This window comes from Streptomyces sp. MA5143a, from assembly GCF_900290235.1.
Taxonomy (GTDB): Bacteria; Actinomycetota; Actinomycetes; order Streptomycetales; family Streptomycetaceae; genus Streptomyces.
Map to the genome: position 1 here is coordinate 23,416 of NZ_OLMK01000128.1, position 15,282 is coordinate 38,697.

Sequence of the window (15,282 nt, forward strand, 5' to 3'; positions counted from 1 at the left end):
AACGCGACCCCAACCTCCGGCGACCCTACTGAGTATCCGCCGCTGCCCACACGGTGGCGGAGCCGTCCTTGGCTACGAGCGCGAGCCGGCCCCCGCCGTGGCAGAAGGCGAGGCGGACGAACTCCTCGGCCAGCCAACCGGTCGTCGCCACAACCTGGAGATCCTGGATCCGCAGTATCACGACCATCCGTGAACCGATCCCGGCAGCGATGAACCTGCCACTCGGATCACAGGCCAGCTGCGTCACCGGGCCGACCCCGAGGTCGTGGTACCTGGGGACGGTCGCCTTCCGCGACAGAACACCGAGGTACGTGGGGTGGGGCAGGTTCTCCGTCATCGCTGAGTCCACAGCCCCCTGCAGGCTCCACAGCATGGTCCGGTAACGCGAACCCCAAGTCGAGGAGCGAATGGCGCCCAAGCGTTTGTGGAAGTCCTCCGACGGCGCACTGAAGTAGACCGTGCCCGAGACGGGGGCCACCGTCGCGCAGATCGCGTACGGCAGTACGACCAGGTGGTGGCTCCCGGACTGCTCTCTCAGCAGTTCCGACCTTCCCGTGCCCGCGGCGACCACTGTCCGGCCGCCCGGCCCTACGGCCAGCCAGGCCCCGCTGCCCTGATTGAAGTGCGCCCGTGCAGGATCCCAGCCCTCCGACGTGGCACTGCCGAGGGTGGTCGGTTGGTAGTGGTCGGAGATACCGCCGGCGAAAGAGCCGTCCCGGTCCGTCATCAGGGCCTTGACCGTCACTCCGGTCTCCCAGGTCGGCTTCCAGACGCCGGACGTCGAGGCCCAACGTTGGACCTTCTCGGAGGAAGCCAGCAGCGCACAGTCCGGTCCGGGCATCACCACGTGCGTGACGGGCTGCCCCATCCGGATGACAGTGATCGGCTCACCCGACTCCAGGCTCAGGATCTCCACGTCACGGGCGCCCGGGGCGACGACACGGGCCAGGCGCGTGCCGTCCGTGCTGACGGCGACCGGTCCGCAGGGCTTCGTGGCGGGAACGCGCATGCCGGGGCGGAGGATCCGCAGGCCGTCCTCGGCGGCGCCGAGCGGGGCAGCCCGGACACTGGCCAGCCAGTCTTCCGAGGCGAAGCTCTCGCCCTGACGGCGGTGCTGGTGAACCAGGGTGCCGGGCATATGGGTACGCAGGTCCCACAGGGTGCCGTCGGGCAGGGACACCCGAGCCACGGGGGCACCGTCGGCGAGACGTTCGCCGGGCTGGGCCAGCCACCGGCTCAGGGTGGCTCGGCCCTGCGGGAGCGGCCAGCACAGCGGGACCAGATCGGGGGCGGGCCGCCCCGGCAGAAGCGTGCGAGTGGGGGCGCTGCGGGCCCAGGCCGTGGCACCGTCCACCACCGCACAGCCGATGTCCATGGGGCGGAACTGCGTGAACGACGCCAGGAGTTGGGTGACCATGGGCATCCGGCTGGTGCCGCCCACGAGAAGGACCCCTGCCAGCGCCTCGCGGCTGACGCCGCATTCGTCCAGCAGCTTGTCCACCAGAATGAGGGTGCGTTCCAGCAGGCCCGACTGGTGGACGAGTTCCTCCAGACGGTCTCGGGTGAGGCGGATGCCCTCGTGCAGGGGGCCCAGGTCCACCAGGCAGGACGGGTCGCTGGAGAGCTGGTGCTTGACGTCGCGCGCGGCGATCCGGAGGGCGCTCTCGGCCCGGTGCAGGGCTTGGCCTTCGAGGCCGGACATGCCGACGATCTCCTGGAGGATCAGCGCGTCGACATCGGCGCCGCCGCAGTCGGGCAGGGAGTCGGCGGCGATCACATGATGGTGGTCCTCGCTGATGCGGACGACGGCCGCGTCGAAGGTGCCGCCGCCGAAGTCGTAGACCAACAGCAGCTGTCCGGGCACCGGGGGGCGGCCGGAGATCGGCGCGAAGGCGGCGGCGACCGGTTCGTGGAGGTACTCGATGTCGCGGAAGCCCGCGGCACGGCAGGCATCGTCGAGTTCGGCCCAGCGCTGGTCGTCCGGATTGCCGATGGCGAAGTCGCCGGGACAGGTCACGAGCAGCCGGTCGATGGCGGTCTCGGCCAGCCGCTCGGCCTCGGTGCGGATGGCGGAGAGGAGGGCGGCCGAGAGGTCGCCCGCCGTGACGTGGCGGCCCGCGGGCACTGTGCCACCGGGCGGAAACGAGCTTGGGTGGGGCGGCCCGCCCCGGTGGTCGCCGGCGGGGAACTCGATGTACTCGCGGGATATCGCCCCACCGCCGAGACGGCGCTTGAACTCCGCCCGGAAGCGCAGCGGATCGTTGCGGCGGCGGCCGTCGGCGAGTTCCCCGACCACGATCTCATGAGGCTCGACGAATGCGTAGCTCGGCCAGGAGCGGGCTCCGGCGACCGGCTCGGGGATCGGCTGGGCCTCACCGCCCATGAGCAGAGTGGCGGTGGTCATGGTGGTTCCGAGGTCGACGACGAGGATGTGTTCCCCGGTCGGGTCGGCGGCCTGGCCGGCGGCGGCTGCCCCGGGCTGGGCGTGGGGCGGTGTCACCTTGGGTCCTCCAGATGGCGTCGGGCGGCGTCGATGTGGGCGATGAGGTTCTGGCAACGGTCGTGGACGATGCGGGCGGTGGCGCGGTTCCCGCCGGGGAAGCCCAAGGCGGTGCGCGGCAGCCAGCGTTCGGCGAGTTCGAGAGCCCGGCGGCGGGCCTCGTCGAGCGGTGTCGCGGGCGGCAGCCCGAGGCGGGCGTGGACGGCCCGTCCCCGCGCTCCGACCAGGGCGAGGAGTTGCTCCTGGTCATCGGCGGTCAGGGCCAGTTGGCCGGTGGCGATCTGGTGCAGCAGGTCGAGCTCGCGAAGTGCGGGTTCGTGGGTGAGGAAGCCGGTGAGCAGGCGCTCCACCGCGTCCGCGGCGAACCGGTCCTCGCCCGTGAGGCTGTGGCGCAGCCGCCGTACCGATGCGATCACCATGCCCGCGACCATGCGGATCTTGATGGTCTCGGAGCGGTGCGCGAAGTGGTGGTTGACGGTGCCGCGCAGTGCGTTGATACCGGATGCGTCCTCCAGGCCGGCTCTCAACGTGGACGAGGTGTCCGCGCCCTCGCGCACCAGGCCGGTGGCGGTGAGCAGCCCGTAGCCGCTGAAACGCTCGTACAGTGCGGCCCGGCGCCCGGGGGTGAGCGGAAGATCGCGGTCCGCGCGGGAGAAGACCTGGGCGGTCAGCAGATCCGCCCGGAGGCGTTCCGGCGGTACCCGGGCGAGTGCTCGGAGATCCTTCAGGTCCTCGACGCTCAACCGGGTGGCGGTCTCGGCGAGCAGTCCGCACACCGGGGTGACCTCGAACATCAGACGGCGGATCGCGGGGCGGGCTGTCAGCCGGGCGATCAGTTCGCGCGCGGTGGCCATGGGGTCCGGGCTTTTCGGCCACAACTCCTCCACCTTGGTGATCACACCGACGGCAGTGACCGGTGAGCGGGTGACGGCGTCGGGTCCGAGGAAGGCGTCGAGCATCTCGGTATCCGTCTCGGCCATGCCACGCCTGCTCATCACGACGATCAGCCCGTCCGCCTGGGTGGAGGCGGCCGCCGTCTCGGCGTGCACGTTCTCCCGGCTGCGGCTGAGGAAGTCCAGGGTCCGCCGGGAGTCCCCGTCCCGGACCGAGCACAGCCCCGCGGTGTCGATCAGGTCGAAGCCGGTCAGGTGCCGACTGGGGCAGACCACTTCCAGGTGGTCGATGGCGGCGAGCAGCTCCTGGTTGTCCGTTGCGCGCGCGGCGTACCGCTCCAGTTCGTCGAGGTCGGCGGGGAAGGACGTGCCGTCGCGGTGGTGCACGGTCAGTGAGGGGGCATCGCCGTAGCGGACGCGGTTGATGCTGTACGACAGCTCCAGGGCGCCGGTCGGTGTCAGGCGTTCCCCGATCAGGGCGTTGACCAGTGTGGACTTGCCCTGGCTGACCCGGCCGACGACGGCGACCCCCATTCTCGTGCCCAGCCTCGCGGCCCCGGTCCCGATGGTCTGCCGCACGGGGTCCAGGGCCGGCCGGTCCGCCGCCCGTTCGGCCTCCGTCAGGACAGTGAGGAACCGCCCGGTCAAGGTGGACTCGTCGTGCGGACCCGCGCTCACTCCTCTTCCCCGTCCGCCGGGTCGCCGGAGGCGTTGCTGCCGGCTCCGTCGTCCCCGTCTCCGGGTGTGCTGCCTCCGCTGTGTGGGGCGTGCGCCTCGCGGGCCAGGGCTTCGGTCTCCTCGAGCAACCGCTCGGCGGCTTGGCGGGCCGTGCGCAGCGGCTGCTGGGCGTCGGCCAGCGTGCCCAGGGTGGCCAACGCCGCCTCGCGGGTCGCCCGGCGGGCCTCCTCCAGAAGCGGGAGGGTGATGTCGAGGGACTCTCGCTCGCGGTCGATGAGGCTCTCCATCTCCGCGATCACGGCCTTGGCGAACTCCGCCACGCGCGTGTCGATTTCGCTCGTGACGACCTGCTGGGCGAGGGGGCGCAGCCGCAGCAGGTCCGACTGGAGCTGGGCACGCCGGGCGGCCAGACGGGAACGCGGAATGTTCCTGATCTCGACGGTGGTGTGGCCGGGGCCGCGTACCGTTCGGGTTTCCTGCACGTAGCGGACGTTGAGTGCCCGACCGACCTTCTCTCCCATCGCCGCGCTGAAGGTGCGGGCCAGGCCGGCGGCCCCGCTGCGAATGATTCCGGCGCGGTTCCCCGACCCGTCCTCCCAATGGGCGCCGATCACCTCGGTGCGTTGCGGGCCCGCGTGGTACACCTTCTTCTTCTTGGGCCTCAGTCTCCGGTACGAGGGCAGGTCGACCACCGAGGAGTGGGCGGAGCCGGCGAACGCGGGCGCCGCCAGGGCCAGTCCGGACTCCGCGGCGAGGGCCTGGACGATGCCGGTGGCCTGCCGCGCTCCCCACTCGTCCACGGAACCCATGGCCAGCAGGCACTCGTTGTTGACCTGCTCGTCCAGGTGCTCGGGCTGGGTCAGGTAGTACTCCTGGGCGCACAGTTCGGTGGACGCGCGCTGCCAGATGCTGTCGAAGGCCTCCGTCACTCGGCGTTTCATCTCGCCGTGCAGCTCCTCCAGTCTCGCGGCGGCCTGTTCACGCCACCTTGCGCTCTGCTCGGACAGTTGGTCCAGACGGTCCCGCTGCGCGGCGGCCTCGGCCGCGAGCCGTTCCAGCTCGCGGCCGGTGGTGTCGCGCAGCGCCGTCTCCTGGGCGACGAGCGGGGCGAGGAGGGCCTCGGCGGTGGCCCGCGCCTCCTGCAGCGGGGCACCGAGCAGCACACGTATCCGGCGCGCCGCGAGAGTCCGCCACAGCGCCTCCTCGAACGCGGGTAATCCGCTCTCCTCCAGGAAGGCCGGATCCCCGGTGCACAGATAGTGCAGCTTGCCCAGCGCGGAGACCGGGTGGACCGGAGTGGCGGCGGGGGTTCGCCCGACGCGTTCCGCCACCCGTCGCCGCATCTCGTCCGCGAACGCGTGGTAGTCCGGCCTCTGGTCGATCATGTTGAGCACCACGAGCAGAGCGTCCTCGCTGTCGGCGGCTCGCAGCGCAGTGCCGGCCGTGGCCAGGAACGTCAGCTCGGGCTTGGTCAGCGGATCGGTGACATCGGCGACGAAGACGATCGCGTCGGCGAGCCGCAGGGCGGCGTGGGTGATCCGTGAATGCGCGGGGAAGGTACCGCCCACGCCGGGCGTGTCCACGAGTACGAGTCCGGAGCGCAGGCGCGGATTGGGCAGGCGCAGGTGCACGGTGACCGTGGCGTCGGTGTGCTCCTGCCCAAGTCCGTGGGCGGTCTCCCCGGCGTGGTCGTCGATCTCCTCACGGGTGATACGGCGCTCCTCCACCGAGCCGTCGCCTCGGGTGACGCGGACGTGGTACTCCTCCGTCTCGCCCCACTCGACCGTGGTCACCAGCCGGGTCGTCGGGTACGGGGCCGTCGGGAACAGATCGGTGGACTGGTCCAGCAGTACGTTCAGCAGGGTGGACTTGCCCCGGTTGAACTCACCGCAGATCACTACGGTGAGCCGGCCGTCGACGAGGCGTTGCAGGACCTCGTCGAGCCGTTCCGCGGTGTGTGGGGCGGCCGCGTCGTCCACCCGGCGCAACAGGTCCCGGCAGAGGCCGGTGACATCCTCACGGAGTTGTTCGAAGGTGTCGGTCACGGTGGCTGTGCTCTCCTCGGTCCGGGTGGGTGCGGCCGGTGGGGCGGTGGGACATGCGAGCGGGAAAGAAGGATCGCGCCCGGAGCGCGTCGCGCGAGGGGTTCTGGAGCGAGGCAGGGGGTGGCGTGTCCCGGGGGCGACGGACGCGGACGGCTATCCAGTGCTGGGGTTCGGACCGCCCTCCTGCCGACCCTCCCCGGGCGTCGGGACGGAATCCGGGGCGGAATCCGGATATGCCGTCAGCGGCAGGCGGGGCAGGGGCTCGTCGAGTTCGGCCACGGCCGCGCTGCGGTGCCGGTCCAGCGCGGTCGCCGCCCGGCAGCCGAGATCTTCCGCCCACAGCGCGTTCAGTGCCTCCCGCGCGTCCTCGTAACCGAGCCGGTGCAGCGCCTCCACACGGGCGGGGGACAGGTCGAGCGCCGCGCTCGTCGTACCCAGCACCGGCGCACGGTGGGCGAGCGAGCGGCGGGGGTAGATCTCCACGATCTCGCAGCCGGGGTGCCGGCCCGGCTCGAAGAGCGGGGCGTGCGACAGGTGCACGGCGATCACCCGCGTCGCGGCGATCCGGCCCGCCAGGGCCGGAACCGGCAGATTCCCCCCGCCCAGCACATCCCCGTCCCGGTAGGCGACCCCGCCGACCATGCGCGGCGGCATCACCAGCGGGATGGCGGCGCTGCCGAGGATCGCCTGGTGGATCCGGGAGTCCGGCAGATCGTTCACGTACAGCCAGATGGAGCGGCGGCGCAGCACCTTCGAGCGGGCGACGTCGGCGACCCACGTCAGTCGCAACGGTCTGCCGCGCAGCGCCGGGCCGTCATGCGGATCGCGGGGCAGCAGGTCTGAGGCATGCGCGCTGATGACGTCGGGCGGCAGAGACCGGAAGAGGGTGGCGTAGAACGGCACCCCGGCCCTCAGCCGCGCCGGATCAACGCTCCGCTCCACCAGGGAATCCAGATATCCGGGCCGGAGCATCGGGCCCTTCAGCCGGTGGACCAGATTGCCCATCTGGTACCCGGCCGGTTCCCCGAAGGGCTCGTGGTGCGGCCGGGGCGGCGCACCGCTCTGCTCGGCGGTCTCCTGCCACAGCCGGCTCAGCCGCCCCGCCGCTTCCTTCAGGGAGGGCGCGCAGGCCACGACCGCCCCGTTGAGCGCGCCGATACTGGCCCCGGCGACGGCGACGACCGGCACGCCCTGCTCCGCGAGGAAGGCCACCACTCCCGCCTGGTAGGCGCCCTTCGCCCCGCCTCCAGCCAGGACCAGCCCGACCGGCAGCCTGCGCGGGTCCTGGAGCCCCGCTTGCCGCAGGACCTCCACCGGATCCCGCAGCCCGAGCGGCTGGGGAACGGGCAGCGGTGCCCCCTCCGTCCAGACCGGGCCAGAGGCCAGTGCCTCGGCTCGGGACTGCACCTGGCGGGCCCGCCGGGCGACTTCTTCGGGGTCCACGGCCCATCACCTCCGCCCAGGGAAGGGGCAGGCGTCCCGCCGGGCGCGCAGAGCGTGGTCGGCCTGTTCGTCCACGGCTTGGCGGACGAAGCCGCGCCCGTCCAGGCGGCCGGGCATCCAGCCGTCCGAGCGTGGCGGAGGCCCGTCCTCCGGAGAGAGCCGAACCCTCAGTGCCGCGGTCAACGGCCCTCGGGGGCCGTCCAGTTCCGGCAGCAGCCCGGCCCCCAGGATCTCCGCGACCAGCAGCCGCGGTTCACCGTCGCCCAGATCCTGGGCGACGGCGTCCAGTACCTCCGCCAGCGGGCGCCGCCGCGTCCAGGCCTTCGCGGGCTCGGCGAGCAGCCTGTCCGCCAGTTCATCGCGGTACCGGCGGACATCACCGGTGAGGAACTCGTACATGCCGCAAGGCCCCCGGAACACCTCCTCCGCCAGCAGCAGCACCTGGCAGGTCCAGGGAAGTCCGGTGTAGGTCTGTCCGGATCTCCATCGGCGGACGGCCGTACGCAGATGGAAGTCGGCTGCGTCGGCGGCCTCCAGCCCCTCCACCCGACGCTCCAGGACACCCAGCGCACCGCTCAGTTCGCCCCATTCCCGCTCCATGCGGCTGTGCAGGTCGCCGATGAACTCGGCCAGACCCGCAAGGCTCTCGCCCAGCTCCGCGACGAGTCGGGCGTTCTCCAGACCGCGCCGCTCCACGGCGTTGAGGATCATGTCGGTACGCCGCAGGTGGCCGGCGATCCGCGCCACCTCCGCGTCCACCCGCAGTGCCTGGCTCGACAGTCGGTCCAGGTGACGAGCCACCTGCACCTGGTTGAACACGAGAGCCCGGTCTGCGGACACGCGTTCCTTGTGCGCCCGGCCCCGAACGACGGCCACCAGACGAGCGAACGGTCCCCGCCCCGCACTTGTCTCGATCTGGGTCTCGGTACGCCGCACGCCCCGCATCAGCTGCTGAAGCATTTCCAGATCGGCGCGGCCGCGTGCCGCCGGCACCCGTAGAACAAGGCGCTCCAGCTCGTCGCCGCGCTTCACCACGCGGCCCGCCGCATGAGGCGGGCGCGGTGCGCCCGTATGTGTCTGCTCCGATCCCACTGCACGGCCCCCCGCGCATCGCCCCCACCGGATCGGCGCGCATGCGCCTGACCGAATCAAGTCACCCTAATACGGTCCTTGTCGGTGTGCCACCGATAGAACCGAAATACCTCCCGAACTCCCCAATGCCGGTCAGTCGGCCTGTGTTCTGGATGTGTCGGACTATGTCGCGCGGGACCGGCAACGGCCCGAGATGCCGCTCGGTGTCCGGCCGACGGGCGGTGCGTCGAAGCACTCGATGAGCCGGCTGCCGCCGGTGGTGGTCGCGCCGCGGCTCAGGCCCCGCACCCGTGTGCCGCCACGCGGCTCCACCCCTGGCAGCTCCGCCACACGCCGCCGGACCACGTGCTCGACCAACGGGCGGATCGCGGGGACCAGTTCCAGCACGGGTGTGCCGGAGGGCGCCCATCCGCGTTCGCCCAGCCCTGCCAGGTCGCCCGTCCGGCGGTACCCCGCCCGCGTCGACCAACTGCCCCCGCAGCCCGGGAAGAAGCTCCTCGATCGCCGACAGCCCGCGGTGGAGCGGCACACGGGGCACACGGGCTCAGAGGAAGGCGTGCCCTTCTCCCCGGTAGGTGGGGGCCTGGCCGACGATCTCGCCGCCGGAGACCAGGTGGAGGATGTTCACCCGCTCGCACAGTTCGCCGGCTTTGGCGTGCCGGAACCACACGTGGTCGCCGAGACGCAGTCCGTGGGCTGCCGGGCCGAGCACCGGTGTCTGCGCTTCCCCCGCTCCTTCCAGCGGGTGCATCCGCAGGCCCCGGGGCCAGCTGAGAGTGGGCAGACGGTCGCGGCCGGGCGGGCCGGAGGCGACCCAGCCGCCCTCGAGTACGGTGGCGATCCGGTCCGTGGGACGGCGTACGACGGGCATGACGAAGTAGGCGGCGGCCCGTGGACGGAAGCGCCGGTAGAAGTCGAACAACCCGGGCCCGTACAGGCCCGAGCCCGCGCCGATCTCGGTGATGACGTGCTCGGCCGAGGTCTGCTCCACGGAGCCGGTGCCGCCGCCGTTGACGAACTCCAGCGGGGCGACGGTCTCGACCGCGGCGATCGCGGCGGCACGCCGGTCGGCCAGTTCGCGTGCCGAGAGGCGTTGCACGGCGCGGAGCGCGGCGCGCTTGAGCGGGGATCCGGGCTGGTTGTCGCCCATGCCGGCGATCTGTCCTTCGTAGGACATGACCCCGGCCAGGTGGAACCCCTGACGGCTCTGGATCGCCCGGGCGAGCGTGGCGGCCTGGTGCGGGGTGTGCACGGGGGAGCGGTACGGGCCCAGGTGGATGCGCCCGCCGGCCAGTTCCAGGGAGGCGTCCAGGTCGATGCACAGCCGCAGAGGGAGGCGGGCGGCACCGACGGCCTCGTCGATGAAGTCCAGTTGGGCGACGGAGTCGATCATGAGGGTGACGCGGGAGGCCGCCCTTTCGTCCTTGGCCAGGTGCACCAACGCGGTGCGGTCCGCGGTCGGGTAGCCGATGACCACGTCCTCGTGGTCCTCGGCCAGCCACAGGGCTTCGGGCAGGGTGAAGGCGAGAATGCCCCGGTAACCCTGACGCTTCAGGACACGCTGGATCAGGTCGCGGCTGCGGACCGACTTGCTGGCCAGGCGGATCGTGGCGCCCCCGCCCGTGCGGTCCGCCAGATCGCCGGCGTTGGCGTCGAAGGCATCGAGGTCCACCACGGCGAACGGCGGGTCCAAGTGCTGGGTGGCCCGCTGTATTTGGGTCATCCGGACCTCGCTGAAGCCGGCCACGGCGGAGGCGGCCGATTTCACGTCCGGCCAGGACGCCACACGTGCGCTCACATCCGCACCCTTTCTCGATGGTTCGGTGGACCGGCCCGGTAAGCGGCGGCCGGGAACCCCGTCAGCCGGCCGAGCGGTCCGAGGGCCGCGCCGCATCGGACCGGCGGCGGCCCGTGGGGTCGATGATGCGCTCCCGTTTCCTTCTTCCCCTGGTCTCGGCGAGCGGGATCACCCACCGCATCAGGCGGGGGAGGACGCCGGCGATCCGCTGGACACGGCCGCCCAGGGCAGGGAACACCACCTCGACCGGCCTGGAGGTGATCGCGTCGACGACGGCCTTGGCGATGTCCTCCGGCGCGCAGGACTTCTCGGCGAAGGAGATGGCGCAAGCGGGGTCGGCCAGTTCCTGCTCCAGCATGTCCGTGCGCGTGGACGGAGGATGAATGATCGTGAAGTCCAGTGGCCCGTCGCGTTCTTCCAGGGCCGCGCTGTGGTGAAAGGCCCGCAGCCCGTGTTTGGAGCCGCAGTACGTCGCGTATCCGGGGAGCGGGAGGAACGCCGTCATGCTGCAGACGGTGATGATGTGGCCGCGGCCCTGCGCGGTCATCCGCTCGATCGCCGTGCAGGTGCCGGTGATCGCGCCGAGCAGGTTGACCTCCAGGATGTCGCGGTGCTGTTGGGGGCCGAGGTCACGTGCGTGGCCGGTATGGATGATGCCGGCGTTGTTGACCAGCACGTCGACGGCTCCGAACGCGGCCTCCGCCGCTTCGAAGGCCCTGACCCACGCCTGCGGGTCCCGGACGTCCAGGACACAACCGGCGGCCCGGCTGCCCAGACTGAGCGCCCTGGCCCGCACGGCCTGCTCGTTGACGTCGGACAGCATCACGCGGTGACCCCGTGCGACCGCCGACTGCGCGATCGAGGCCCCGATGCCGGAGGCCGCGCCGGTGACGAGGAGGACCCGGCTGTCTTCAGACACATCATTCATGGCCACAGAGTCTCCTGGTCGTATGTCCAAGTCAACCGTCCGACATGAAGTCGCCCCCCGTTGTCGCCCGCGGGTTCACAGCCGGAGCATCTCGACGCGACCACCGTTCAGCTCTGCGGCGCGGACGGGGTCGTCGGTCGGTACGGTCGCGGCGAACAGGGTGCGTCCGTCGTGACCTGCGACCAGGCAGCTCAGGGTGTTCTGGCTCGTCGTCACGCGGTCGAGGACGCGACCCCCCTCGGCCACCCGCACGCATTCGCCACGCAGTGCGTTCGCGATCCACATCGTCTCGCCGTCGCTGTGCCAGGCGATGCCGTCGGGGGCGATCGGTGAGGCGGAGCGCTTGGCGATGGCCGGGTGGTCCAGCAGCGCGGAGATCCTGCGGGTGATGCGGCCGAGGAGCCCCGGATGGTTCACGGCGTGCCACAGGAACGGCGAGATCAGCGGGGCCCAGGGGCGCGGCTGTCCGAGTGTGCCGTCGGGGAGCACGGGGAAGGCGGTGAGCCGCATGGCCAGGGTCTCGGCCGCCACCATGGTGGTGCCGTCGGCCGTCAGGGCGCATCCGTTGGGGAAGAGCATCGGCTCGGTCAGTCCGAGCAGGGTCCCGTCCGGGGCCAGGCACGCGATCGGTGCTTTCGTCGGGCCGGGCGGCGCGTAGAGCATGGCGTTGGCGTGCTCGCGGGCGAACGCGTGGTAGTCGAAGCCGAAATTGCCCACGTAGGCACGTCCGCGCGGGTCGACGAGCATGTCGTTGACCGGGCCGCCGACGAGATGCCGCAGATCCGCGTGCTCGACGAGCTCGCCGTCCGTCTCCAGCCGGTACACGACACCTCCGTCCATGGAGGCGACGAGCAGGCGCCCGTCCGGAAGCCAGCCGAGCCCGCCGGCCCGGCCGGGAACCTTCAGGACCGTCTCCGCCTCGCCCGCGCCGTCCCAGCGGTGCACCGTGCCATGGGCCAGATCGGAGAACCACAGGGCTCCCTGATGCCAGCGCAGTGACTCGGGAACACCGAAGCCGCTGAGCGCGACCGATGCCGTCCGTTTCATTCCAGCCGCTCCTTGGTGACGGGCGTCGGGCCTGGTTTCTCTGCCGCCCAACAAGTTGGTCACTCGTACAAGACGCTTGACTTGTACGAGTGACCGTCTCATTCTGGGCAAACCGAAGTCAACGTTCCGGCAGGAGTTTTTCCGTGGCCCGGACGCGATCGCCCACACCCGACGGCGCACGGGCGGACGCCCCCGTCGCAGGAGGTGGCGCGAGCGGGCGCACGAGCCCGACAGGCCCAGCCGGGCTGGGCCCAACTGGGCGCCCGAAGCCGTGCGGAATTCCTCGCGCACGCTCGCCAGTGGCTGTAACGGAATCGGGCGGGCTGCGGCGGCCACGGCCCCCACACCCCGCCCGACTTCGTCATGCGTCCTTGGCGGCGAGACTCACGAGGTGCTCACCGGTGAGGCGGAGCACCTCGCGGGTGTTCTCGCTGTCACGGTCGGCCAGCCAGCACAGCGTGACGCCATCCAGCACCGCGTTGAGGTAGCGGGCCAGCACGGGAAGGGGCACCGTCCATGTGATGCCCGCGCTCTCGGCGGCCTCGGTGAGGAGCTGCTCGTGGACTTCCAGATAATGCTCGTACTGCCGACGGGCCAGATCCTCGAAGCCCTCCTGGCGCAACGCGTAATGGGCGAGCTCGTACCCCACCAGATGCTCTCCCGGGCTGAGCTCGACTCCCTCCCAGAAGGCGAACAGGCTCCTGGCGATGCGTTCGTCGAGGTCGCCTCCTCCCTCGAACACGTCCCGGGCCTTGGCCACGCCGCTGTCCGTGATGCGGGTGATCACTTCCTGGAGGAGTTCCTCACGTGAGGTGAAGCAGTAGTGGAAAACCCCCAACGGCATCTTCGCCTCGTTGACGACAGCGCGGGTCGTGGTCCTGGCGACTCCGTCGCGAACCATGACGCGGAACGCCGCGGCGATGAGTTCTTCCCGACGATCCTTCGCTGCCATGCGAGACATCCGGTCCACCGTTCCATCAAGAGTGAAATGCTCGTTTCATGCTAACCGCCGTCTTGGACGCTTGACCAACTACGATGCCGGTCGCCCCGTGACCAACGGCGGCGGGCCTCGGACGGCACTGGGGCTGCGGACATGGACAGCATCAGCGGACCGACACCACGTTCGGCGCACCCCGGCACCGGCACCCTGCCCAAGGCTGAAGACCGCGTCGGCCGGTCGTCGTACCCAGGCCCGATTGAATTGGGTCCCCGACGGCGACGTCGGCGGCGGCCCGCCAATTGTCAGTGGGTCCCCCTACGGTGTGAGCAGTGGGATCCGCTGGAAAGGCCACGGGTCCGCTGTGGGGAGGGGTGTGTCATGTCTGCCGGGGCTGCGGTGTCGACGACGTATCTGGAGTTGTCGCAGGAGGGTGACGGTGCGCACAAGTTCTACGAAGTGACCGTCGACGGGCAGGTGGTGACGGTGCGCTACGGGCGGATCGGAGCCGGCGGACAGACCCAGACGACGACGTTCGCCACGGCGGAGAAGGCGCAGGCGGCGGCCGCGAAGAAGGTGGGCGAGAAGGTCCGCAGGGGATATGCCCCGGCCGTACCGGGACAGCGTGCCCCGCGTGCGGTGACCAGGCGTCAGGTGGCTTCGGCGCCGTCCACCGCGCGTGCCGTTGCCCCGGTGCTGTGGCGGTTCGCCACCGGCTCCTCGGCGTTCGGTATCCACGTCGACAGTGAGCGCTGCTGGGTCGGCAACCAGGCGGGCGACGTGTACACCCTGGACCACGACGGCAACACGCTGGCGCGCTTCAGTCTGCCGGACGGCGTGAAGTGCCTGGTGGCCGACGACTTCTGGATCTACGCCGGCTGTGACGACGGCAAGGTGTACGACCTGTCCTCCAAGCTGCCTTTCGCCGCCTATGACATCGCGGCGGACGTCGACATCTTCTGGCTCGACATCCACGAGGGCGTCCTGGACGTCTCCGATCGCGAAGGCCGACTCACCGTCATCGACCACGAGGACGAGCACCAGTGGTCCCGGCGCAGTCAGGGTGAACACGCCTGGATGGTCCGCGCGGACGACCGGGCCGTCTACCACGGCCACCACCGGGGGGTCACGGCCTACGCGCCGGACGGCGGCGGGGAGCTGTGGCACACGCCGACCCGGGGCGGTGTCCTGTTCGGCTGGCAGGAGGACGACGCGGTGTACGCGGGTACCGCCCACAAAGTGGTCCAGCGGCTGTCGAAGGGGACCGGCATGATCGAGGCCACGTACCCCTGCGACAGCGCGGTGTACTCATGTGCCACGTCACCCGGGGGACAGTTCGTCTTCGCGGGCGACGCGGCCTCGTCCGTCTACTGCTTCGACCAGGACGGCACACGCCTGTGGAAGCTCGGCACCGGCGGTGGTTCCGCTTTGTCGATGCAGTACCACGACGAGCGGCTGTACCTGGTGACCACGGACGGTTCGCTGGTGTGCGTGGATGCGAGCGAGGCCGCCGTCACCGCGGCGCAGCAGGGCACGGTGCCAGTGGTGCGGGACGTCAAGCTCGCCGCAGCGCTGCCGACCTACGAACCGGCCACGGCCGCTGACGCGGTGACCACCGTCGCCCAGGCCCCGGCGGGAGCGGTCGTCGTGGAGTGCGTCAAGGAGGCGGGACGCATTCGGGTGCACGTGGTGTCCGAGGGCTACGACCAGGCGCTGAACGTCCAGTTCCCGCGCGCGATACGCGAGCCTGGAGCACGCTACGTCGTGGACGCCCTGCACGCTGCGGCAGGCGGCTTCTACCGGGTTCGCGGCGACATCCGACGACTGCTGTGACATGCCGAAGGGCTCGGCCGAACTGTTCCTGGCCTCGACGGCCCGACGGGAACCGACGGGTGGACAACGGCATGCCCGGCCGGACACA

At 71.1% G+C, this 15,282-nt stretch carries 10 protein-coding genes; 1 reads left to right on the forward strand and 9 read right to left on the reverse strand.

Features of this window, described 5'->3' with window-relative positions:
* Positions 1-25: 25 nt before the first annotated feature.
* The 9 genes from SMA5143A_RS40165 to SMA5143A_RS40210 form a co-directional block, all read right to left on the reverse strand.
* Positions 26-2,500: an Hsp70 family protein gene (locus SMA5143A_RS40165; protein ID WP_107467743.1), complete on the reverse strand. Its 2,475-nt coding sequence runs from the start codon at positions 2,498-2,500 to the stop codon at positions 26-28.
* Positions 2,497-4,071 (reverse strand): dynamin family protein, encoded by a 1,575-nt coding sequence (locus SMA5143A_RS40170; RefSeq protein WP_107467744.1) that lies wholly within the window; start codon positions 4,069-4,071, stop codon positions 2,497-2,499. The genes SMA5143A_RS40165 and SMA5143A_RS40170 overlap by 4 nt, the downstream gene beginning before the upstream one ends.
* Positions 4,068-6,116, reverse strand: a complete 2,049-nt coding sequence (locus tag SMA5143A_RS40175; protein ID WP_107467745.1) for a dynamin family protein — start codon at positions 6,114-6,116, stop codon at positions 4,068-4,070. The genes SMA5143A_RS40170 and SMA5143A_RS40175 overlap by 4 nt, the downstream gene beginning before the upstream one ends.
* Positions 6,117-6,269: 153 nt before the next feature.
* Positions 6,270-7,559 (reverse strand): patatin-like phospholipase family protein, encoded by a 1,290-nt coding sequence (locus SMA5143A_RS40180; RefSeq protein ID WP_146194036.1) that lies wholly within the window; start codon positions 7,557-7,559, stop codon positions 6,270-6,272.
* A 6-nt stretch (positions 7,560-7,565) separates the two neighbouring features.
* Entirely contained in the window at positions 7,566-8,399 is an 834-nt protein-coding gene (locus SMA5143A_RS40185; RefSeq protein WP_146194037.1) for a hypothetical protein, read from the reverse strand.
* 796 nt (positions 8,400-9,195) lie between these two features.
* A complete protein-coding gene (locus SMA5143A_RS40195; protein ID WP_375136603.1) occupies positions 9,196-10,437 on the reverse strand; it encodes an amino acid deaminase/aldolase in 1,242 nt (413 codons plus the stop codon).
* 73 nt (positions 10,438-10,510) lie between these two features.
* On the reverse strand, positions 10,511-11,377 hold the full coding sequence (locus tag SMA5143A_RS40200) for an SDR family NAD(P)-dependent oxidoreductase (RefSeq protein ID WP_107467748.1): 867 nt from the start codon (positions 11,375-11,377) through the stop codon (positions 10,511-10,513).
* Positions 11,378-11,452: 75 nt separating this feature from the next.
* Complete coding sequence (locus tag SMA5143A_RS40205; RefSeq protein WP_107467749.1) at positions 11,453-12,424, reverse strand: SMP-30/gluconolactonase/LRE family protein; 972 nt, start codon at positions 12,422-12,424, stop codon at positions 11,453-11,455.
* Between the two features lie 361 nt (positions 12,425-12,785).
* Positions 12,786-13,376 carry a TetR/AcrR family transcriptional regulator gene (locus tag SMA5143A_RS40210; protein WP_107467750.1) on the reverse strand — a complete coding sequence of 197 codons (591 nt, stop codon included), beginning with the start codon at positions 13,374-13,376 and terminating at the stop codon, positions 12,786-12,788.
* 366 nt (positions 13,377-13,742) lie between these two features.
* On the opposite strand from SMA5143A_RS40210, the gene SMA5143A_RS40215 reads away from it, so the two are divergent.
* Positions 13,743-15,194: a WGR domain-containing protein gene (locus tag SMA5143A_RS40215; protein WP_107467751.1), complete on the forward strand. Its 1,452-nt coding sequence runs from the start codon at positions 13,743-13,745 to the stop codon at positions 15,192-15,194.
* Positions 15,195-15,282: the final 88 nt, after the last annotated feature.